The organism is Leifsonia sp. 2MCAF36 (assembly GCF_052115525.1).
GTDB lineage: Bacteria > Actinomycetota > Actinomycetes > Actinomycetales > Microbacteriaceae > Leifsonia.
In genome coordinates this window covers 92,611-114,581 of record NZ_JBFRGV010000001.1, presented here as the reverse complement: position 1 = coordinate 114,581, position 21,971 = coordinate 92,611, and the positions used below count along the sequence as shown (strand labels likewise).

At 66.9% G+C, this 21,971-nt stretch carries 19 protein-coding genes; 11 read left to right on the top strand and 8 right to left on the bottom strand.

The window, feature by feature from the left end; translation table 11 throughout:
- Positions 1-38 precede the first annotated feature (38 nt).
- The 4 genes from AB4079_RS00540 to AB4079_RS00525 form a co-directional block, all read right to left on the bottom strand.
- Positions 39-2,000 carry a potassium transporter Kup gene (locus tag AB4079_RS00540; protein WP_441785323.1) on the bottom strand — a complete coding sequence of 654 codons (1,962 nt, stop codon included), beginning with the start codon at positions 1,998-2,000 and terminating at the stop codon, positions 39-41.
- Between the two features lie 66 nt (positions 2,001-2,066).
- A complete protein-coding gene (locus AB4079_RS00535) occupies positions 2,067-2,270 on the bottom strand; it encodes a cold-shock protein (RefSeq protein ID WP_374008179.1) in 204 nt (67 codons plus the stop codon).
- 51 nt (positions 2,271-2,321) lie between these two features.
- Complete coding sequence (locus AB4079_RS00530; RefSeq protein WP_441785322.1) at positions 2,322-3,209, bottom strand: alpha/beta fold hydrolase; 888 nt, start codon at positions 3,207-3,209, stop codon at positions 2,322-2,324.
- An 8-nt stretch (positions 3,210-3,217) separates the two neighbouring features.
- A complete protein-coding gene (locus AB4079_RS00525) occupies positions 3,218-3,916 on the bottom strand; it encodes a TetR/AcrR family transcriptional regulator (protein WP_441785321.1) in 699 nt (232 codons plus the stop codon).
- 125 nt (positions 3,917-4,041) lie between these two features.
- On the opposite strand from AB4079_RS00525, the gene AB4079_RS00520 reads away from it, so the two are divergent.
- Together AB4079_RS00520 and AB4079_RS00515 are read left to right on the top strand one after the other, a co-directional pair.
- Positions 4,042-4,428 (top strand): hypothetical protein, encoded by a 387-nt coding sequence (locus AB4079_RS00520; protein ID WP_441785320.1) that lies wholly within the window; start codon positions 4,042-4,044, stop codon positions 4,426-4,428.
- 322 nt (positions 4,429-4,750) lie between these two features.
- A complete protein-coding gene (locus AB4079_RS00515; protein WP_441785319.1) occupies positions 4,751-5,149 on the top strand; it encodes a hypothetical protein in 399 nt (132 codons plus the stop codon).
- Between the two features lie 46 nt (positions 5,150-5,195).
- Here AB4079_RS00515 and AB4079_RS00510 read toward each other — a convergent pair whose 3' ends face one another.
- Entirely contained in the window at positions 5,196-5,459 is a 264-nt protein-coding gene (locus AB4079_RS00510) for a hypothetical protein (protein ID WP_441785318.1), read from the bottom strand.
- Positions 5,460-5,558: 99 nt separating this feature from the next.
- On the bottom strand, positions 5,559-6,593 hold the full coding sequence (locus tag AB4079_RS00505) for a LacI family DNA-binding transcriptional regulator (protein WP_441785317.1): 1,035 nt from the start codon (positions 6,591-6,593) through the stop codon (positions 5,559-5,561).
- A gap of 313 nt (positions 6,594-6,906) precedes the next feature.
- On the opposite strand from AB4079_RS00505, the gene chvE reads away from it, so the two are divergent.
- The 4 genes from chvE (at position 6,907) to AB4079_RS00485 (ending at position 11,680) form a co-directional block, all read left to right on the top strand.
- Positions 6,907-8,034, top strand: coding sequence for a multiple monosaccharide ABC transporter substrate-binding protein (gene chvE, locus AB4079_RS00500; RefSeq protein WP_441785316.1), 1,128 nt, complete (start codon positions 6,907-6,909; stop codon positions 8,032-8,034).
- A gap of 71 nt (positions 8,035-8,105) precedes the next feature.
- On the top strand, positions 8,106-9,650 hold the full coding sequence (gene mmsA, locus AB4079_RS00495; RefSeq protein ID WP_441785315.1) for a multiple monosaccharide ABC transporter ATP-binding protein: 1,545 nt from the start codon (positions 8,106-8,108) through the stop codon (positions 9,648-9,650).
- On the top strand, positions 9,647-10,822 hold the full coding sequence (gene mmsB / locus AB4079_RS00490) for a multiple monosaccharide ABC transporter permease (protein WP_441785314.1): 1,176 nt from the start codon (positions 9,647-9,649) through the stop codon (positions 10,820-10,822). Before mmsA ends, mmsB begins: the two co-directional genes overlap by 4 nt.
- Before the next feature lie 69 nt (positions 10,823-10,891).
- Complete coding sequence (locus tag AB4079_RS00485) at positions 10,892-11,680, top strand: isocitrate lyase/PEP mutase family protein (protein WP_441785313.1); 789 nt, start codon at positions 10,892-10,894, stop codon at positions 11,678-11,680.
- Here the strand turns inward: AB4079_RS00485 and AB4079_RS00480 are convergent.
- Both AB4079_RS00480 and AB4079_RS00475 read right to left on the bottom strand, forming a co-directional pair.
- Entirely contained in the window at positions 11,677-12,351 is a 675-nt protein-coding gene (locus AB4079_RS00480; protein WP_441785312.1) for a hypothetical protein, read from the bottom strand. The genes AB4079_RS00485 and AB4079_RS00480 overlap by 4 nt on opposite strands.
- A gap of 177 nt (positions 12,352-12,528) precedes the next feature.
- Positions 12,529-15,237: a CBM35 domain-containing protein gene (locus tag AB4079_RS00475; RefSeq protein WP_441785311.1), complete on the bottom strand. Its 2,709-nt coding sequence runs from the start codon at positions 15,235-15,237 to the stop codon at positions 12,529-12,531.
- Between the two features lie 226 nt (positions 15,238-15,463).
- On the opposite strand from AB4079_RS00475, the gene AB4079_RS00470 reads away from it, so the two are divergent.
- The 5 genes from AB4079_RS00470 (at position 15,464) to AB4079_RS00450 (ending at position 21,877) form a co-directional block, all read left to right on the top strand.
- Positions 15,464-17,599 carry a glycoside hydrolase family 36 protein gene (locus tag AB4079_RS00470; protein WP_441785310.1) on the top strand — a complete coding sequence of 712 codons (2,136 nt, stop codon included), beginning with the start codon at positions 15,464-15,466 and terminating at the stop codon, positions 17,597-17,599.
- A 37-nt stretch (positions 17,600-17,636) separates the two neighbouring features.
- Complete coding sequence (locus tag AB4079_RS00465) at positions 17,637-18,959, top strand: ABC transporter substrate-binding protein (protein ID WP_441785309.1); 1,323 nt, start codon at positions 17,637-17,639, stop codon at positions 18,957-18,959.
- 74 nt (positions 18,960-19,033) lie between these two features.
- Positions 19,034-19,975, top strand: a complete 942-nt coding sequence (locus AB4079_RS00460; protein ID WP_441785308.1) for a carbohydrate ABC transporter permease — start codon at positions 19,034-19,036, stop codon at positions 19,973-19,975.
- Positions 19,972-20,832, top strand: a complete 861-nt coding sequence (locus AB4079_RS00455; RefSeq protein WP_441785307.1) for a carbohydrate ABC transporter permease — start codon at positions 19,972-19,974, stop codon at positions 20,830-20,832. Before AB4079_RS00460 ends, AB4079_RS00455 begins: the two co-directional genes overlap by 4 nt.
- A gap of 34 nt (positions 20,833-20,866) precedes the next feature.
- Positions 20,867-21,877, top strand: a complete 1,011-nt coding sequence (locus tag AB4079_RS00450) for a LacI family DNA-binding transcriptional regulator (RefSeq protein WP_441785306.1) — start codon at positions 20,867-20,869, stop codon at positions 21,875-21,877.
- Positions 21,878-21,971: the final 94 nt, after the last annotated feature.

The following is a 21,971-nucleotide window of genomic DNA, read 5'->3' as shown; positions in this document are numbered from 1 at the left end:
CGTCGCGGCGCCGTGTGCCGGCACGTCCACGTGGGTCGCTAGATCTCGACGTCGCTTCCCATGGTCACCGTCCGTAGCGCGGGCAGGCCGAAGCGGGCCGCCGGGTCGGCGGCGTTGTGCGCGAGCCCGACGAACAGGGAGCGGCGCCAGCGGATCATGCTCTGGGTGCGCGTGGTCCGGATGGCCCCCCGCGAGATGAAGTAGGACGCCTTCTTGAAGTTCGCGGCATCGAGCGGGAGGACTCCCGCCCGGCAGGCAGCACGGAGCGCGCGGGGGATGTCGGGCTTGTCCGAGAAGCCGAACCGGATACTCAGATGCTCTATGCCGTCATCGGCATATCCGAGATCGTCGTAGACGAAAGCCTCTTCCGGGGGGACGTGTGGCACCTGCGCGGTCATGATCGAGACGATGATGACGTGCTCGTGAAGGATGTGGTTGTGCTTCACGTTGGCGCGGAGAGCCAGCGGGGTGGTTTCTTTGTTCGGATGCGGGAAGATCGCGATTCCGGGAACCCGGGGCAGGTTCTCCTTGCGGACCTCCTCGATGAAGTCCGCAAGCGACCCCTCCTTGCGCTGCCGGTCCTGCTGCACCAGCGCGCGCCCGCGCCGCCACGTGGTCATCACCAGGATGACGGCCCCAGCGATGAGCAGCGGCACCCAGCCGCCGTTGATGATCTTGAAGAGGTTGCCGGCGAGGAAGGCGAGCTCGAGCCCGCCGAACGCGATGGCGGCGAGCACGATCTTCCAGGGCGCCCAGTGCCACAGCGGGCGGGCGACGAGCAGCAGGAGGACCGTGTCCACCACGAGGGCGCCCGTGACGGAGATGCCGTACGCCGTCGACAGCCGATCGGAGGAGCCGAAGGCGAACATCACCGCGATCACGCCGATGAAGAGCAGGAAGTTGATCGCGGGAAGGTAGATCTGGCCGCCCTCCCGCTTGGAGGTCTGGCGGATCGTGAGCGGCGGGAGCAGCCCGAGCTGCACCGCCTGGCGGGAGAGCGAGAAGGCGCCGGAGATGACGGCCTGGCTGGCGATGACGGTCGCGACGGTGGCGAGGATCACGACGGGGAGTCGTCCCCACTCCGGGATCAGCAGGAAGAACGGGTTGGCGCGGGCGGCCGGGTTGTGCAGGATGAGCGCGGCCTGACCCAGGTAGTTGATGATCAGCGCGGGGAAGACCAGGAAGAACCAGGCGCGGCGGATCGGCGAGCGCCCGAAATGGCCCATGTCGGCGTAGAGCGCCTCCGCGCCGGTGATGACCAGGACGACGGCGCCGAGGGCGATGAACGACACGGTCGGGTGGGAGACGATGAACGTCACCGCGTAGGTGGGGGAGAGACCGAGCAGTACGGCCGGGTACTGCACGACCATCGTGAGTCCGGCGGCGGCGAGCACGGCGAACCACAGCACCATGACGGGGCCGAACAGCACACCGACCTTCCCCGTCCCGTAACGCTGGACCACGAACAGGATGACGAGGATGACCGCCGCGATCGGGAGCACCATGTGCGAGATCGCCGGCGCGGCGACGTGGAGGCCTTCGACGGCGGACAGGACACTGATCGCCGGTGTGATGATCGAGTCGCCGTAGAAGAGCGAGACACCGACGATGCCGATGATCAGCAGTGTGCCGGTACGGGAGACGCTGCGTCCATACAGCCGCTTGGCCAGCGCGGCCAGGGCCATGACGCCGCCCTCGCCGTCATTGTCCGCGCGCATCAGGATGCCGAGGTATTTGATCGAGACGATGATCGTGACGCTCCAGAACATGAGCGAGATCACGCCGAAGACGTCTTCCTGCTCGGCGCGGACAGCGCCGCCATCGAGCAGGAAGACGGTTTTCAGTGCATAGAGCGGGCTTGTCCCGATGTCGCCGAAGACGACACCGAGCGCCGCAAGCGCAGCGCCGAACAAGACCTTCTGCCCGCGATGGGGCGCGCCGCCTTTCGCGCCGGCCGCCATTGCGGAGGTCTTGCTTACACGCTGTTGCACATCACCCACGCTCGCCACCGTACCCCGGTGACGCCGCGGCGCGGGCCCGGCCTGACGGCCGGGCACCGGTTGCCGTCAGAGAGGGCGGATGTTTGCGGCCTGCGGTCCCTTTGGACCCTGAGCCAGGTCGTACTCGACCTTCTGGTTCTCTTCGAGGTTGCGGAACCCCTGAGCGGAGATCTCGCTGTAGTGGGCGAAGACGTCGGCACTGCCGTCATCCGGGGCGATGAAGCCGTACCCCTTCTCCGAGTTGAACCATTTGACGGTACCTTGAGCCATCGTTTTTCTTCCTTTCACGCCCGATGCAAGCTATTCAGGCGCCGGACCCTCTCATCGTACACGGGCGCGCCCCGCAAGCGCACAGATGAAGGCGGTAACCTCGTCGGGTTTCTCTTCGGCCATGTAGTGACCGGCATCTGTCGGCTGGTAGCTGACGTCCTCCGACCACGCGCCCCAGATCGCGAGCGGGTCGAATCCTAGCTGCGCTCCCCAATCCTGAGAGATGACCCCGACAGGCATCGTGAGGCGACGTCCGGCGTCGCGGTCGGCTCGGTCGAGCTCGAGGTCTATGCCGGAGCTGGCTCGGAAATCCGCCACGATCGAAGGGACCGCCTTCACCGAGCTGTCGATGTAGTACCTGCGCTCGTCGGGGGTGAAAGTCGAGCCGTCCGAATCCCACGCGTCGAGGAACGACGCGAAGAAGTCCTCGGCGACCGCGCCGATCATCCGCTCCGGCAGGCCGGGGGGCTGAGCCATCAGATACAGATGCCAGGCGACCTTCGCATCCACGCCGTGCAGCACGCTCCACGTGTCGAGCGTCGGCAACACATCCAGGATGCCGAGGTACTGCACAGCGTCCGGGTGGTCGAGCGCGGCGCGGACGCCGACCAGGGCGCCTCGGTCGTGGCCGACGACGCCGAATCGTGCGTGGCCCAGCGCCTCCGCGACGGCGACGACGTCGTCCCCCATCGTGCGCTTGGAGTACGTGTCGGGCCCGGCCTCTGCGGGCTTTCCGCTTTCGCCGTAGCCGCGCAGGTCCGGGACGATCACGGTGTGCTCGTCGGTCAACTGTGGCGCTACGTCCCGCCACATGTAGTGCGTCTGCGGGAAACCGTGCAGCAGCACGAGGGCGGGTCCCTGGCCGCCCACGGCGACGTTGAGCGGGACGCCCCCGCTTCCGGGAATGGCCCGGTAGGTGAATTCTTCGATAGTCGCCATGCGGCTGATCACTCCTGGTCTGAGGGGGTGGTGGGGGTGGGATGGCCGGAGAAGATCCCCGAGGGGAGAACGGTGTCTCGGGGTGCGGAGGCGAGGAGCGCGGGGATGAGGATTGTGTCGACCAACGCGTTGAGGTAGCGCTCCGTCGTCTCCAGGCCGTTGAGACGACGCAGCAGCAGGACCGAGCCAGTGACCTCCTCGAAGGGGAACGGATCGGCACCCGGGGGCAACTCGCCGCGCGCGACAGCCGCGGCGACCACGGATGCAGGCAGGCGGCCGCCGGTCGGACCGACGCTCCGCTCGATCGCGTCGCCCAGCTCCGGGTCTTCGAAGCCGGCCTGCAGCAGGGCGAGAGCCGTGTGCCCGTCAGTCGACTGCATCGTGGTGAGCAGCCGTCCGCACAGTGCGAGCAGGTCGCCGCGCAGGGACCCCGTGTCGATCTCGTCGGGGCCCTCGCGGCGCGCGGGGCCGGCCTTCAGCGCCGCGACGACCATGTCGCGCTTGGTCTTCCAGCGGCGATAGAGGGTCGGTTTGGAGGCACCGGCCCGGCGGGCGACCTCCTCGAACGTCACGCCCTCGTAGCCGCGCTCCGCGAGCAGGCCATTGACCACGCCCAGGATGTGCGCCTCGCGGGACTCGTCGCGTGGACGCCCGGCGCGGCGTTCGGGCTCGGGCTCGGGTTCGGGTTCGGTGTATGGATACGACACGTAACGTATCGTAAGTCCAAGCCTCCGACTCCCGCAAGCCCGCATAGGAGTCAGGGTCGCCGCCAGCGGGAAGAGGGGTGGGATCTGAGGTGGCCTAGATAGTGGTGTTCGGGTAGTGTGGCCGCATGAGCACCACAGTGGCGACGGCGGGCCTCAAGGCCTACAACGACTCGATCAAGCACACGGTGCCGCAGATCGTAGACGAACTACGCCATTCGCTCGGCGCGAAGCTGGTCGCGTATATCGCGGGTGTGACCGAGACACGCACCGTCCGCGAGTGGGTGGAGACGGCACGCCGCCCCTCACCGAGCGCTGTGGAGAGACTGCGACTGACCCACCGCATCGCGACCCTGATCGGGCAGAGCGAGGGGGAAGCCGTTGTCGCAACCTGGTTTCAGGGCATGAACCCGCACCTCGGCGACCGGTCGCCGGCCCGGGTGTTGCACGAGGACCCGTTCGACGACGCCGGACCGCGTGTGCTGGCGGCAGCGAACGCATTCGTCGGCGCCTGATGCCGGACCCGCAGGTCAGCGTCATCCAAGCGGATGATGCCACCGTCTGGCGCGTCGGCCGCGCCCCGACCCATGGGCATGGGTCGACCGTCAGTATGCCGGTCGCAACCGCTGGGATGACGCTGACGGAGTCTTCAGGACTATCTACGCGGGGGATAGTGCATATGCTTGCTACGTCGAAGTTCTCGCCTACGCCCGCCCCGATGTAGCGCGGGACGGCCGCGATCTGCTGGGCGGAATCGTCGAAGAGCCCGAAGACGCAGTCGACTTCCCGGTGCCGGCTGCGGGCTCGCTTCCGCGGGACTGGATCGGGGGGCGCATGATGACCAAGGCCATTCTGAGCGGTCCCTATGCAGACGTACGTACTGCCGAGACGATCGCCGCACTACGTCCGGTATTCCTTCGCATCGCTCTTCGCCTCGGCTATCACGACTTCGACGCGGCCGCACTGAAGAGCGCGGACCCCAGGGAGCTGACTCAACGGGTGGCTAGTCACTTGTACGCCCTCACTGCCACGGGCACCGATGCTGCGACCGTCGTGGATGGCGTTCGATTCGCTTCTCGTCATGGTGATGAACTCACGATGTGGGGCGTATTCGAACGCCCTGGCGACGAACCGGCCAGTAACCATGTTCGCCGAGAGGTCACCCAGCTGGTCGATATCGATGACCCTGATCTTCTCAGGGCTATGAGTCTGCACCGACTCAGCTGGCGGGACTGATCGCGACAGCGAGGTCAGCCGTCCGCCTCCCGCAAGCGGGGAGCGGCTACGGCATGTCGAGGCAGTACTCGGGCGGGTGGTGGTCCGCCAGGTCGCCCAGAAGGGACTGGGTGTACGTGAAAACGCACGACTCGGGCCAGGGTTCCGAGTCGCTGAGCAGGTAGATGTCGACCGCCGGCATGCCTGCGAGCGAGGCCGTCCGGCGGATGTGGGCCGGCGGGAACTCGCGCTCGTCCACGAAGGTGTGCTCGAAGTCGCGCCACGGGTGCTGCGGATGCACGAATTCGGCGCGCCAGGTGCTGTCGCTCACGTTTGCCCTTCGGGTGGACTGCGGTGGTCGCGCACAGGTCTACCAGAGGCCTCCGGAGCCGTCCAGATTCGTTAGGGCTGGTTGCCCGCCCGTTATTCGTTATCCGTACGGCTGCCGCGGAGGCGCTGTGCTCTCGCGGACGACGAGCTGCGGGACCGGGTAGTCGGCCGGTCCCGAGGCATCCTCGCCCTCGATCTGGGAGATCAGCACGTCGATCGCGCGGGCGCCCAGCAAGCCGAAGTCCTGCCGGACCGTCGTCAGCGGTGGGGTGAAGTGCTTCGCCTCGGGGATGTCGTCGAAACCGACGATGCTGAGGTCACCCGGCACCGAGAGGCCCAGGTCGGCGGCCGCGTGCATGAGGCCCAGCGCCATCTGATCGTTGGAGGCGAACACTGCGGTGAAGTCGGGATGGTCGAGCAGTCGCAGCCCCACCTCGTAGCCGAGTTCCGGCGACCAGTCACCGAGCACGGGGGCCGTGACGGGGAGGTCGTGGTCGTTCAGCTCGGCAAGGAAGCCGTTCATCCGGTCCTCCGCCTCGCTCCAGTCCTGAGGGCCGGCGAGATGGCGGATGCGGGTGTGGCCGAGCTGGATCAGGTGGCGGGTGGCGAGCCGGGCGCCGGCCGCCTGGTCGAAGGTGGCGACGCGGCCGTCGCCGACATCCTTCCAGTGCATGCTCACGAACGGCACTCGGATGGCGACCCGCTTCAGCGCCTCGTGGGCACGCTGCTGCGGCGCGATGACGACGACCCCCTCCACGCCGTGGGCGGCGAACACGTCGAGCGCCTCAGACAACGCCTCGTCGTCCTCGTGGGCGAGCGTCGCCGAGAGGATGGCGTAGCCGCGTGCCCGGGCCGCCTCGTCGATCGCCGCCGCCGCGCTGAAGGGTCCGTAGTGCGAGCGCGCGGAGACGAGCAGCCCGATGGTCTTCGACCGGGAGGTGGCCAGAGCACGCGCCGCGCTGTTCGGCCGCCAGGCGTTCTCCTCGATCACCTTCCTGACCTGAGCCTCGGTGGAGGCTTTGATGTAGCGCTCGCCGTTCAGCACGCGCGACACGGTCTGGCGCGACACTCCCGCCAGCCGGGCGATGTCCCGGATGGAGAGTGCGCGCTGCTCGTCGGCTTCGGGCTTGTCCATCGGTCCGTTCTCGTCGGCGAGAGCGGCAACTGTGCCGCTCGGGAAACATGGTCATCATATTTTTCCGCGAAGGACTTGACTCCCGCGGGGTCCGCGTCGTAGCGTCTAACCCGTTCTGGGACCGGTCACATATATCGCGTAAGGCCCAGCATACGACGAGGGAGTCGCTCATGTCAGCAGTCGGATCGCACAGGTGCGACCGGCTCTGCACTGCCCCGTCGGAGGCTGGTCGTCGCACGCGTGACAGTTCCGAGCTCGGCGAACCCGTGCGCACCCGGCACACCGGTCGCCCCATCGCTCGAAGGGAAACACAGTGAAGTTCAGGAAAGTTGCGCTGGCCGCCGCCGCACTCGGCGTCGCGGTCGCACTGGCCGCTTGCTCCGGAGGAGGAGGCCGCGGAAGCGGCACGACCTCCGGCTCCGACAACAAGGGCGCGCTCGTCGGCGTCGCCATGCCGACGAAGGTGTCCGAGCGCTGGATCGCGGACGGCAATGCGGTCAAGTCGGACCTCGAGAAGAACGGCTACAAGGTCGATCTCGAGTACGCCAACAACGACATCCCGACCCAGGTGCAGCAGGTCAACACGATGATCACCAAGGGTGCGAAGGTCCTGATCGTCGCGTCCATCGACGGCGGATCGCTCACCGACCAGCTGGACGCGGCCGCGAAGGCCGGCATCAAGGTCATCTCGTACGACCGTCTGCTCACCGGTGACAAGAACGTCGACTACTACGTCTCGTTCGACAACTACAAGGTCGGCGTCTACCAGGCCAACTCGCTCCTCACCGGGCTCGGTGTCCTCGACGCGGGCGGCAAGCCGACCGGCCAGAAGGGCCCGTTCAACGTCGAGGTGTTCGCGGGCAGCCCCGACGACAACAACGCGACGTTCTTCTACAACGGCGCGATGGCGACGCTGAAGCCCTACTTCGCCGACGGCACCCTCGTGGTGAAGAGCGGACAGACCGACTTCAACCAGGTCGCCATCCAGCGCTGGGACCCGGCAACCGCCAAGGCCCGCATGCAGGACCTGGTCGCCAAGTCGTACTCCCAGGGCACCGCGGTGCAGGGCGTCCTCTCGCCCTACGACGGCCTCTCGGACGGCATCCTGAGCGCTCTGGAAGGGGCCGGCTACGGCTCGGGCGGTAAGAAGCTCCCGATCATCACCGGTCAGGACGCCGAGGTCGCCAGCGTGAAGCAGATCATCGCGGGCACGCAGTACTCGACCATCTACAAGGACACCCGTCAGCTGGCCAACGAAGCGGCCAAGATGGCGAACGACCTGCTCTCCGGCAAGAAGCCCGAGGTGAACGACACCAAGAGCTACGACAACAAGGTCAAGGTCGTCCCGAGCTACCTCTTCCAGCCGGTGGTCGTCACCAAGGACAACTACCAGAAGATCCTGGTCGACAGCGGCTACTACAAGGAATCCGACCTCAAGTAGCACCGGCCCGACAGTCCGGGCGGGACGCGAACCCAGCGTCCCGCCCGGACGTCATGCGAGCAAGGGAGACCATGGCCAACACGATTCTCGAGATGCGCAACATCTCGAAGACCTTCCCCGGCGTCAAGGCGCTGCAGGAGGTGTCGATCAGCGTCGAGGAGGGATCCGTCCACGCGATCTGCGGTGAGAACGGCGCGGGCAAATCCACGCTGATGAAGGTTCTCTCCGGGGTGTACCCGCACGGCACCTTCGAGGGGGAGATCGTCGTCAACGGCGAGCCGATCGAGTTCCGGTCGATCAACGACTCGGAGGCCGCAGGCATCGTCATCATCCATCAGGAGCTGGCGCTCTCGCCGTACCTCTCGATCGCCGAGAACATCTACCTCGGCAATGAGCGCGAGCGGCGCGGCTTCATCGACTGGAACGAGACCAACCTGGAGGCGGGCAAGCTGCTCGCCCGGGTCGGTCTCCACGACAACCCGATCACGAAGATCAAAGACATCGGCGTCGGCAAGCAGCAGCTGGTGGAAATCGCGAAAGCGCTCTCCAAAGAGGTGAAGATCCTCATCCTCGACGAGCCGACCGCCGCCCTGAACGACGACGACTCCGCGCACCTGCTCGACCTCATCCGTCAGCTCAAGGCGCACGGCATCACGTCGATCATCATCAGCCACAAGCTGAACGAGATCAAAGCGATCGCCGACCGGGTCACCATCATCCGGGACGGCCGCACGATCGAGACGCTCGAGATGGGCAAAGAAGACACCAGCGAGGAGCGGATCATCAAGGGGATGGTGGGGCGGGATGTCGCCAGCCGCTTCCCGGATCACGTGCCGCACGTCGGCGAGGAGCTGCTCCGCGTCGAGAACTGGACCGTCCACCATCCACTCGACCGCAACCGCAAGGTCGTCGACGACGTCAGCTTCAACGTCCGCGCGGGCGAGATCGTCGGCATCGCCGGCCTGATGGGCGCCGGCCGCACCGAGCTCGCGATGAGCATCTTCGGCCGCAGCTACGGCGTCGGGATCAGCGGCCAGGTGTACAAGCGCGGCAAGCCGATCTCGGTCAACACAGTGTCGAAGGCGATCGAGAACGGCATCGCCTACTCCACCGAGGACCGCAAGCACTTCGGGCTGAACCTGATCGACAACATCCAGCGCAACATCTCGATCGCGTCGCTGGACAAGCTCGTCAACTGGTTCAAGTTCGTCAACGACCACCGGGAGTCCTTGGTCGCCGACGAGTACCGGAAGTCGATGAACATCAAGACGCCGAACGTCCTGACACTCACCGGCAAGCTCTCCGGCGGCAACCAGCAGAAGGTCGTGCTGTCGAAGTGGATGTACTCCGACCCTGAAGTGCTCATCCTCGACGAGCCGACCCGAGGCATCGACGTTGGAGCGAAGTACGAGATCTACACGATCATCGACCGGCTCGCCGATCAGGGGAAAGGCATCGTCGTCATCTCCTCCGAGCTGCCCGAGCTGCTCGGCATCTGCGACCGCATTTACACCCTCAGCGAGGGCCGCATCACCGCCGACGTGCCGCGGGAGAAGGCCACCGCTGAATACCTCATGCAATTCATGACCCAGGAACGCGAGAAGAACCCTTCATGAAACCGCTTACCAAAGCCCTGAACTACCTGACCGGACAGCTGCGCCAGATCGGTCTGTTCATCACGCTGATCGTCATCGTCGTGTTCTTCCAGGTCGCGACCGGCGGCATCACGCTGGCGCCGATCAACGTGTCGAACCTGATCGTGCAGAACAGCTACATCCTGATCCTCGCGATCGGGATGGTGATGGTGATCATCGCCGGGCACATCGACCTGTCGGTCGGCAGCGTCGTCGCCTTCATCGGCGCGATGGCCGGCGTGTTCATCTCGAATTGGCACCTGCCGTGGCCGCTCGCCATCGTGTTCTGCCTCGTGCTCGGCGCCCTGGTCGGCGCCTGGCAGGGATTCTGGATCGCGTACTTCGGCATCCCAGCCTTCATCGTCACCCTGGCCGGGATGCTCGCCTTCCGCGGCGCCGCCCAGATCGCCCTCGGCAACCAGCAGATCTCGTTCTTCCCGAAGGAGTTCCGGGCCATCGGGTCGGGCTTCCTGCCCGCCTTCGGTACGACCGGTTACGAGCCGCTCACGATGATCCTCGGCGCTGTGGCCAGCATCGCGATCCTCGGCAATGGGATCCGCCAGCGCGCAGTGCGCCGCAAGTACGACCTCGAAGATGAGCCGCTGTGGTGGTTCATCATCAAGCTCGCCTTCCTGGTGCTCCTCGTGCTGGTGATGACCGTGCTACTGGCCAGCTACAACGGCACCCCGATCGTGCTGATCATCCTGGCGGTACTGGTGGTCGGCTACTCGGCGGTCATGAACCGCTCGGTGTTCGGACGCCACATCTACGCGATCGGCGGAAACCTCCAGGCAGCAGCGCTGTCGGGCGTCAAGACCAAGCGCGTCACGTTCCTGCTTTTCGTCAACATGGGCGTGCTGTCCGCTGTGGCCGGCCTGGTGTTCACGGCCGGACTCAACCTGGCCAGCCCCAGCGCGGGCACCGGCTTCGAGTTGGATGCGATCTCCGCGGTCTTCATCGGTGGCGCGGCGGTGACGGGTGGAATCGGTACGGTCACCGGCGCGATCATCGGTGGTCTGATCATCGGTGTGCTGAACAACGGAATGTCGATCCTCGGCGTCGACAGCGACTACCAGCTGCTGATCAAGGGCCTGGTGCTGCTGGCGGCCGTCGCGTTCGACGTCTACAACAAGCGCCGCTCGGTCGGCGTCTGACAGCCGGCGTCGGCCGGGGCTGCTGCTGCGCCCCGGCCGACGCTATCCTCCGCTTGGAGGGTGATAACCATGTCGTTTCGTGACCTGCACTACGCCGACCGGCCCCTGCTGTTGCCGAACGCCTGGGACGTCGGGTCGGCGCTCGCGTTCGTGGCGGCCGGTTTCCCGGCGGTAGGGACCACCAGCTTCGGGGTCAACGCCTCGACCGGCCGGCCGGATGCGGAGGGGGCGAGCCGGGAGGCGACGGTCGCTCTGATCCGCGCGCTGAGCGCTCTGCCGGTGTACGTGACCGCTGATATCGAGGACGGCTTCAGCGACGACCCTGCTTGGGTCGCCGACTTCGTCGGGGGACTCGGGGCCGACGGCGTGAACCTGGAGGACTCCGCCGGCGGGCGACTGGTCGACCCGGGCATCCCCTCCGCCAAGATCACTGCGATCAAGCAGGCAGCGCCCGACATCTTCGTCAACGCCCGAATCGACTCGTACTGGTTCCACGAGGAGGACACCGTGCCCGCGGTTCTCGAACGCGCGAAGGCGTACGCCGACGCGGGCGCGGACGGAATCTTCGTACCAGGCGCGACCGACCCGGCGACGCTGGAGGAGCTGGCCGCGGCCATCCCGCTCCCGCTGAACGTGCTGGTGGTGCCGGGCCTCACCCTCGACGACCTGCAGACCCTCGGGGTGAGACGGGTGAGCACCGGATCGTTGCCGTACCGCGCCGCAATCGACGCGGCCGTGGATGTGGCGGAGGCGGTGCGGGACGGACGAGAGGTGCCGACGGCGACGTCTTACGCCGAATCGCAGCGGCGGCTGCTCGAGTTCGCCCGTGCGGCCGGGCCGCACCCGGACTCCGACTAGCGGTACGTGTTGCGGTCGATGGAAGCCTCGAAGCAGCTGCGATCGAGGTTGGTGTTCCAAATCCGCCGCGGGCTGGTCGGTTGCAATGCACCACCCGACACGCTTCCCTCTTCACGGAACCGCCTGTTGAACCAGGCCACTGTCTCGACCTTCGCGTACGTGGTCGGGTCAGCACCGCGGAAGTCGTGCACCTCGTCCAACGCCGGGACGAGGTCGGTGTCTCGGGAGGCGAGGATGACGACGTCGACGTCGGGCCGAGCGGCCTCGCGGACCAATGCGAGTGCGCACAGCACGTCGATGCCCTTCTCCTTCGGCCGGCCGTTAGGGACCTTCTTGCCGTTGATGTCGAGAATCGGCTCGCGGTTCGCGCCCAGCTGGTAGGTGTACTTCAGGTCCCGGAGCTCAACAATCGCGCCGTCCTTCTGCCATTGTGCGGCCTGGTCGTTGCAGCGGCGGTGCTGCTCCCAATGGTGATCGACGTTGTGGCGGCCTCGGAACACGATAGTTCGCGACAGGACGGCATGCTCCATTCCCTGCCGCTGGCGTTCGTTGCGCTCCACGATCGCGCGCTGCGCGAACTGGATGGGGTGAATCAGGGACGCATGCAGTTCGCCGCGCGGGTCGAACACATCATGAGCCGTCATATGGACGTTCTGGTAGTCGATCACCATGGACGCACGCAACACGGTGACTCCTCCAGGACAGAAAAATCCCCGCCAATCCGTAGACGGCGGGGAGCAACACGACCAACATACTACATTCGGGCGGCCCCCACCATCACCGGCGGGGTCAGGGATGACGGCGCGTGCGGCGGCGCCGGGACGCTCGGTCCCGGCGCCGCCGACCTGTCACTTGTTGCCGAGACCGGTCTGGGTCTTCGTGATCGACGGTGCCGCGCCCACGAACTTGGCGAGGGTCACGGTGTCGAGGTTCGGACCGTAGGCCGTGGCGTTGCCCAGAGTCAGCGCACCTCCGCTCGTCGTCAGCGACAGCGGGACCGTCTTGTCCCAGAAGCTGTTCCACGAGTAGTTGTGCCGGAAGGCCGCACGAGTGGTCGCGCCGCCCGCCTCGGTGACATCGAGGAACCGGCTGATCACCTGTGGGTTGTAGTTGATCGCAGCGGACTTGTCGGCGTTGGCTGCGCCGAGCACCAGCTGGTAGTCGCCGGCCCCGAAGCCGGACGGCCGCGGGACGGTCAGGGTGTTGGCCGCTCCGTTGCCGATGTAGCCGACGTCACGGACGACGCCCTGCGCGTCCGCCGACCCGTTGGAGTTCGCCGGGTCGGTTTGGACGACCGCTGCGCCCGAACGGGGAAGGGCCTCCGCCTCGCTGTGGAACACCAGCGCCGGATTCGCGTCGGCGGCCTTCTGCTGCGCACCGCGGAATGTGGTGACGCTGCCGACGAGAGCTGAGCCCGCCGAGGCGCGGACGGTCAGCTCGTTCACTCCCTGCGGAAGGAACAGCCGGACCGTCGCGTCCGAGACGCCCGGACCGCTCGAGGCAGGCAGAGCGACCGGGCGGCCATTCGCCGAGAGGGCGAGGGTGGCGCCCTGGCCCGTGGCTGCGAAGTGGGTGGTCACGTCGTAGTAGCCGGTTTCGGCCGTCGTCGCGAACACCGTAGCGCTGCCGTCGCCGGCGACCGATGCATAGCCCTGCGCCGCCGGCTGCTTCCACGAGAGCGAGGCACCGCCGGTCAGCCGGGCCTCCGTGGCGGGATAGACGGCTCGCTCTCCGGAGGAGACATCGTAGAGGTCGAACCGGTCGAGGGTGATGTCCGCCCCCGGCAGCATCGTCGAACCGTCCTTGCTCGCGCGGAGCGACAGGCTGTGGGTTCCAGCGGTCAGGTGGAGGGTCGCATCCGCGGTGCCGCGGTAACCCCAGCCCAGATCGGCGGAGTACTTCACCAGCTGGCCGAAGGAGCCGTCGACGAAGAGAGCGTGCTTCCCGGGCGTCTGGTTGGTGCCGCTCAGGATCGACAGGCGGTAATCGCCGGTCGCCGGTACCGTGACGTTCCAGGTCGCCGAAGACGCGGCGTTGTTGAACGAGCCGACATCCTTGCCGCCGGAGGCCATGAACGACCACTCGCGTGACGGATCCTGCGTGTAGACAGTGGCGCCGGTCAGCGTCGCGTTCTCGGCCTCAGTGCTGTTCACCAGGTCGGCCGACACCGGCTGGGCGTCCGTCGGCTCCGGTGTGACCTGCACCTGGTAGGCCGAGTAGCGGTCGCTGTTCGGCACCGTGAGGCGAATGTGCCCGCCGTCGATCGTGGCGGTCGTGGAGAGGACGACGGGCGGTTGCAGGGATGCGCCCTCGGCACCGTTCAGCCGGTCAGCGCGCACCTGGACCTGGACCGTCTTGCCGAAGGTGGAGACATCCAGGCCGCCGAGGTCGAGTGCGACATCGTTCACGCCACCGCCGAAGAGGACGGTCGCCTTACGGGAGGAGGAGTCGATCGCGGCGAGTCCTTGCAGCGAATCGGGCGTGTTGAGGTGCGGTGGCGTCACCCTCGCGGTCTGCGACCCGGCGAGGTCGCCGTACCACTTGAACATCCACCAGCCGCCGTTGGCGCCGTTGTTCCGCGAGGAGTTGTCGGAGAGGTTGCCCGCGTAGTTCCAGTAGGCGGTCTGGGCGTCGACCTTCTCATCCTCGAACATCGAGATCCACTGCACGAGCTGACCGGGCACGCCCATGTCGCGCAGCATCCCGAACTCCGTGATGTTGACCGGGATGGGGGAGATGCCGAGGGTGGTCAGCAACCGGGTGTACTCGTCGTGGTGTCCGCGGAACGTGGCGAGGTTGTACGTCCCGAGCTCGTGCCAGATGAAGATGTCCGGAAGCTGCGCGTGCTCCTTGGCGTAGGACAGGAAATCGGAGCTGCGGTCGGCATGCCAGGTCGAGTCGCCGGGGCCGCCGACGCGTGCGTGGCCGAGGCCGTGCTCGGTGTAGACCTGCTGGATGGTGTCGTACGCGGCCGACCAATCGGCGAGGAACTGGTCCTTCTGCGTGGACCAGTTCGGGTACCAGTTGCCGCCGTCCGGCTCGTTGAACGGGATGAAGACGTACTTCTCGGGGTGCGCGGACTTCGTTGCGACGTCCTCGACCACCTTCTTCAGGATCGGCAGGTAGTCCCACACGCCGTCGCCGTTCGCGTCGCCGGGACGCTTGCCGCCGTTGTAGGCCCAGTCCGGGTACATGTCCTGGACGTAGACGTAGAGGTCCTGTCCACCGCCGGCGAAGAACGACGACTCGACCTGGAGGGCGTCGCCGTTGGGGTGCTGGGCGCCCTCGGGGGGCTTCTGCGAGGTGTTGGTGATGTGTGCGCCGTCGAGGACGGCCTGGCTGGGAACGCCATCGTCTCCGAGGCCGTAGAGGGTGCCGGTGGCTCCGCCCCGGAAGGTTCCCGTGGTCTGCGAGAAATCGACGGAGAGGGGGTCGGCGGTGGCGGCGGAGGCCGGCACCGCGGTCAGGCCGGCGAGTGCGAGGGCGGCGCCGGCCGTCAGTGCGACGGCGGGAGCGAGAAGCCGGCGCGGCCGGCGTTGTGGGCGTGTTCCGATCAAGGCGAGTACTCCTTCGTACGGTTCGATGGCTGATTCCAGACGATGAGACGCAATCTGAAACCGCTATCATGATAGCGATTTCGTGTGGCCGCACAAGAGGGCCGCCTTCCCAATGTCCGCCCATCTGATAGCGCTATCAAGAAATGCTTGCATCTCCGTCTGATAGCGCTATCATGATCCGAACGCGATGCTCCGTCGCCGATGATCCGCAACGAAGAGGAACTTGATGACCGACCGCCTGACCTGGGGCAACGGAACGCTGACACTCGAACTCGAATGGTCGGCCGAATCCGCCCCGCGCATCGCGGCCGCCCAGGCGCACGGCATACGCCTTGAGATGCCGGCGGGGCTGCCGCTCGCCGAGGTCCTCGCCGTCGGTCAGGGGCACTCGCTCGCGAACGACAGGCTCGTCCACACCGCCATCGGCCACGAAGCGCGGTACGCCGGCCACCAGGAGACCGTGACCGACGGCGGCCGCGAGCTTCGCGTCCAGCTGGCGCATCCCGGAACCGGCCTGACGATCGAAGTCCTCCTCGGACTCCTCGACGGTCGCTCCGTCGTCCGCTCGACCGTCACGGTCACCAACGATGGGCCCGAGGCGGTCGTCCTCCGTTCCGTTCCGTCCCTCTCCCTCTACCTGGGAGGCAACGGCCACAGCTCGATCCGCGAGTGGGATGTGTACCACGCTCTGAGCGACTGGCTCGGTGAAGGCAGGTGGATCACGGAACCGCTGAACGGCGTCCGCTTCCCCCGACTCGAGCAGCATCTGACCAACCACAACCCGCGCGGCGAGTTCAGCGTCATCTCCACGGGCACCTGGTCGACCGGCAAGCACCTCCCCGTCGCGGCCGTCAGTTCGTCCGTCCTCGGCGCCGCCTGGGCGTGGCAGGTGGAGCACAACGGGGCCTGGCGCTGGGAGATCGGGGAGGACACGGCCAGCGGCTACCTCGCGTTCTCCGGGCCGACCGACACCGACCACCAGTGGACGGAGGTCCTCGCTCCCGCCGAGCGGTTCACCACCGTACCGGTGACGGTGGCCCTCGCCCCGGACTTCACGGCTGCACTGGCAGAGCTCACGGAGTACCGCCGCGCGTCACGGCGACCCCACCCCGACAACGTGGCGATGCCCGTGATCTTCAACGACTACATGAACACCCTCAACGGCGACCCGACGACGGAGAAGCTGCTGCCGTTGATCGCTGCAGCCGCCCGGGTCGGTGCGGAAGTCTTCTGCATCGACGCGGGGTGGTACGACGACAGCGGCGAGTGGTGGGACACGGTCGGCGAGTGGAAGCCCAGCACCACGCGCTTCCCCGGCGGCATGGGCGAGGTGATCGACCGCATCCGGGAATCGGGCATGGTGCCTGGTCTGTGGCTGGAGCCGGAGGTCGTCGGCGTGAACAGCCCGATGGCGGAACGGCTGCCGGATGACGCCTTCCTTCAGCGCAATGGGATTCGGCTGGTCGAGCACCAGCGCTATCACCTCGACCTCCGTCACCTTGCGGCGCGGGCCCACCTCGACGAGGTCGTCGACCGCCTGGTGGAGGAGTTCGGGATCGGCTTCTTCAAACTGGACTACAACATCGACCCGGGCCCCGGGACGGACCGGGACACCGACAGTGTCGGGGCGGGCCTTCTCGCCCACAACCGCGCCCACTTGGCGTGGCTCGACGGGGTGCTCGATCGGCATCCCGGACTGATCCTCGAGAACTGCGCCTCCGGCGCAATGCGGGCCGACTTCGCGATGCTTTCGCGACTCCAGCTGCAGTCGACCTCCGACCAGCAGGACTTCCTGAAGTTTCCGCCGATCGCCGCCGCGGCGCCCGCGCAGATCCTGCCGGAGCAGGCAGCGAACTGGGCCTATCCGCAGCCCGAGATGTCGGAGGAGGAGGTGGCCTTCTGTCTGGCGACCGGGCTCCTCGGCCGCTACTACGTCTCCGGGCACCTGGGGCGGATGGACGAATCCCGGCTCGCCCTCGTCGCCGACGCTGTCGCTGTCGCCAAGGGCCTCCGCGCGGACCTGCTCGCCTCGACGCCGTTCTGGCCGGCCGGACGTCCGCGCTGGGACGACCGCTGGGTCGCGCTCGGCCTCGACGTGCCCGGGGCGGCGCTCGTCACCGTCTGGGACCGGGCCGCGACAGACGGAGAGATCCGGCTGCAGCTTCCCCGATTCGCCGGCGAGGACATCGCCGTCACCACCATCTTTCCGCGCTCATTACCCGAGTGGGCCACCCACTGGAACGCGGAGACCGGAGAGCTACGCGTCTCGAACCCTGCCGATGAGGTCGGGGCTCGCGTTCTCCGCATCCAGGCCGCACCTACAACGGCGGCTGCAACACATTCAGCAACACGAACCCAGTAGCGCTAACGTCGCTACGTCACACAAGGAGAGCAGTTCGATGAAGATCGCTTGGAAGGGTGCCGCGTCGATCGCGGCCGTCGCGGCCGCCGCGGCCCTCGTCCTGACCGGATGCAGTGACCCCGGCTCCGGTGGTTCCGGAGGAGGGGCCGCGGCGTGGCCCGCGCAGGACGCCAAACTCGACGGTGTCAACCTGACCATCTGGGCCGCCCAGAACTCGAACAAGACCCCGGAGAGCGTCATTTCGGGCTTCGAGAAGCTGACCGGCGCCAAGGTCAAGGTCGTCACCATCCCCGACCCGTACGAGCAGGGGGTGCAGACCAAGGTCGCCACCGGCGACAAGCCCGACCTGGCGTTCTGGCAGCCCACCGCATCCGAGCTCACGGCCCTCAACGCAAAGCAGAACCTGCAGTCACTTGACGGCGCGCCCTGGGTCAAGAACTACACCGGCAACCTCGCCGACATCACAGGCGTCCTCGACAAGACGCGCTACGCGGCCTTGGTGACAACGCCTGCTGTCATCGGCGTGTACTACAACAAAGAGGTGTTCGCCGCCAACGGGATCACCACCACGCCAAAGAACTGGGATGAGTTCATCTCTCTCGCCCAGCAACTGAAGGCGAAGGGTGTCGACCCGTTCTACGAGATGGGCGGCGACAAGTGGGCCACCCAGTGGTGGGTTCAGGCCCAGCTCGCCGACGACGCCAAGAACGGTCTCTGGGACCAGGTGAACGCGAACCAGGAGAAGTTCACCGACCCGACCATCCAGGGCAGCATCGACAACTACCAGAAGCTGATCCAAGAGGGCCTCTTCAACTCGGACATCAAGACGGCGACATTCGTCGACCAGGGCAAGGCGCTGCTCGACGGGAAGGCCGCCATGGCGATGCAGGTGAACTCGTTCTTCGGCGAGCTCCAGGCGACCTCGAACACGGCCGACCTCGACAAGAAGATCGGGTTCTTCCCGATCTCTCCGAAGGGCAACGTCGGCACGTTCATCCCGGACCAGTCGAACGCGCTCGTGGCTTTCAAGACCGGCGACAGCAAGCGTGAGGCGGCTGCCCGCCAGTTCCTCAGCTACTGGCTGGGTGACGGCTACAAGGACTTCGTGAAGGCGCAGTCGACCGTCTCGCTCATCAAGGGTGTCGACACACCGTCCGACGTGCCGCAGGCGCTCAAGGACGTGGCCGCGTCGATCCCCGACTCCGTGGGCTCGATGCAGGCGCTCGCCGTGGCGAACCCCGACCTGTACCTCAACCTCGCCGACATGATCCAGGGCACCAAGACCACGGTGCAGGTCGCCCAGGCCACCCAGGACCAGTTCGCCCAGCTGGCGAAGGCCCAGGGAGTCAAGGGCTTCTAGCCCGGTCGCGCCGGGGCGGCCACGTCAGCCGCCCCGGCGCACCCCGGACAGAATCAGGAAAGGCTGCTCCTCCGATGACCGCACAGCTCACTCGGCTCGCCCCCGCCGCGGCGACCCCGAAACCTCCGGCCGCCCTCCGCGGGAACCGACGGCGGCGGCAGGACCACCCGGCGTGGTTCCTCATCCCGGCGCTGCTCGTGCTCGTCGTCTTCTTCTTCGTGCCGACCCTCTTCAACTTCGTCTACGCGTTCACCAACTGGTCGAGTTTCCACAGCGACATCGGCTTCGTCGGGACGGACAACTTCGCCTCACTCTTCAGCAACGGCAGCCTGCTCAACGACCTGCGCATCACCCTCGTCTACGCCATCCTCGTCGCGGTGTTCCAGAACGTCTTCGGCCTCGTGCTGGCGCTGGTGCTGGAGCGCGACACGCGCATCAACCGCTTCGCCCGCGTCGCGTTCTTCGTTCCCGTGGTGATGTCGGCGCTCGCCGTCGGCTACATCTTCCAGGCGCTGCTCAAGCCCGGCGGAGGACTCAACCAGATCCTCTCGTTCCTCACCGGGCAGCACGTCACCGTCGCGTGGCTCGGCAGCACCACCTGGACGATCGTCGTCGTCGCCCTCATCCACGCGTGGAAGTGGATGGGCCTCTCGATGCTCATCTACCTGGCCGGTCTCAAGACCATCAACGAGGACATCCTGGAGGCGGCACGCCTGGACGGGGCCGGCTGGTGGACCACGTTCCGCAGGATCCGCTTCCCCCTGCTCGCGCCGGCCGTCACCTTCAACGTCGCGACGGCGTTGCTCGGGTCGATGAACGGCTTCGACATCGTGCAGGCCACCACGGGCGGCGGCCCCGGAGGGACGACCGAACTGCTCAACATCTTCATCTTCCGCACCTTCGGCCAGGGCCTCTTCGCCCAGGCCACCACCATGAGCCTCAGCCTGTTCCTCATGGTGACGGTCCTCGCCTTCCCCGTCATCTACTTCCTCCGCAGAAGGGAGAACGTGCTGTGAGCGCGCTCACCTCGACTCGTCGTCGCGCCCGGCCCCGGCTGACGCCCGCGCGGGTGATCCAGCCGATCGTCGCCATCGCCATGGTCGTGCTCCTCCTCGGAGTGCCGTTCTGGCTCGTGGTCGTCACCGCGGGCAAGGACCAAGCGGAGGCCCTGAATCCGAGCCTCGCCCTGCCGACGACGTGGCATCTGTTCGAGAACTTCGCCACTGTTTTCGATCAGGGTCGGATGGTTCCCGCCTTCCTCGGGAGCCTCCTGATCATGGTGCCCTCGGTCTTCGGCGTCCTGCTGCTGGGCGCGATGGCCTCCTGGATCCTCGGCCGGCGCCGCAGCAAGCCCATCGCGTTCGTCTACGCGCTCGGGATCAGCGGCATCGTCCTGCCGCCCGCCGTGGTCACGATCGTCCTCCTGCTCCGGCAGATCGGCCTTGCCGGCACCCCGCTCGGCATGATCGGCGTCTACATGGGGATGTACCTCTCGACAGTGATCTTCTTCGTGACGGGCTTCGTCCGGACCATCCCGGTGGAGTTGGAGGAGGCCGCGCGGGTCGACGGAGCCGGCCCCGTCAAGGTCTTCTTCCGGGTCATCCTTCCGCTGCTCGGACCGACGCTCGCGACCGCGACGATCCTCATCTGCCTCTACATCTGGAACGACGTCTTCTATGCGTTGTTCGTCGTCGGAGGCCGCCTCGACACCCTGCCGCTCAACCTGTACCAGGTGGCCAGCTCGGGGCTCTACCTACAGAATTGGCACCTCATCTTCGCGTACATCATCGTGATGAGCCTGCCGCTGCTGATCACCTTCACCGTGATGCAGCGCAAAATCATCTCCGGCATCACCAGCGGGGCCGTCAAATGATCGGGCGTCCGGGCGCGTCGCTATGCTGAGACCGATGCCCAACAACGCGCCGAAACCGCCCGTGATCAGCGACGTCGCTCGCCGCGCCGGGGTCTCCGTACCGACGGTTTCGCGTGTCCTCAACGGTGCTGCCTACGTCTCGGAGGAGAAGCGCAAGCGGGTCATCCAGGCGATCGAGGAGCTCGAGTTCCGGCCGTCGGCGGCGGCCCGCGCCCTCGTCGCCCGGCAGCCGAAGCTGATCGCGGTCATCGCCGGGAACACCTCCCGCTACGGCTACGCCGAGACGATCCGGGGCGTCGAGGAGCGGGCGCGCGCGGCGGGCTACACGGTGACCATCACGGTGGTCGAGTCGGCGGACGACGAGTCGGTCGAGCGGGCGGTCTCGCTGCTGCTCGACCAGCCGATCGCCGGTGTGGTGGTGCTCAAATTCGATCCGCCGGGCGTCGCCGCGCTGCACCGCATCCCGAAGTCCATCCCCACCGTCGCCATCTCGGGCGTTCGCGAGCCGGGTGTACCCCAGGCCGTGCTCGCGGAGGCCGATGCGGCCGAGGAAGTGGTCTCGTACCTTCTGGAGCTTGGGCACAAGACGGTGCATCACGTCCGTGTGCCGCCATCGCGCAAAGAGGATGGGCGGACCACCGGATGGAGGCGCGCACTCGTTGCGCACGGCGCCGCCGTGCCGCCGCCGCGGGACGCGTCGTGGGAGCCGGGTTCCGGTCGCGAGATCGGTCGGGCGCTCGCGGGCGACCCCGCCGTCACGGCGGTCTTCTGCGGAAACGACGAGATCGCGATGGGCGTCATCCGCGGTCTCGCGGATGAGGGCAAGTCGGTCCCGGCGGACGTCAGCGTCGTCGGCTTCGACGATCATCCGCTCGCGCAACTGTGGTCGCCGCCGCTGACCACGGTCGACCAGGACTTCGCGGGCCTCGGCTCCCGGGGCTACGACCTCCTGCAGACCGTGATCGCCGGCGGACGCGTGAGGAAGTTCTCGTCCGAGCGGCCGACGGTCGTGATCCGCGAGAGCACCGCGCCGCCGCCCGCCTGACGGCGTCGACGCGGCGTGTGAGGTGCTCGGGCGCTCCGACTGGGTACTATTGGTCCGTCCGGCGGCTGCGTTCCGCCGGTGCTCGAAAAATGGG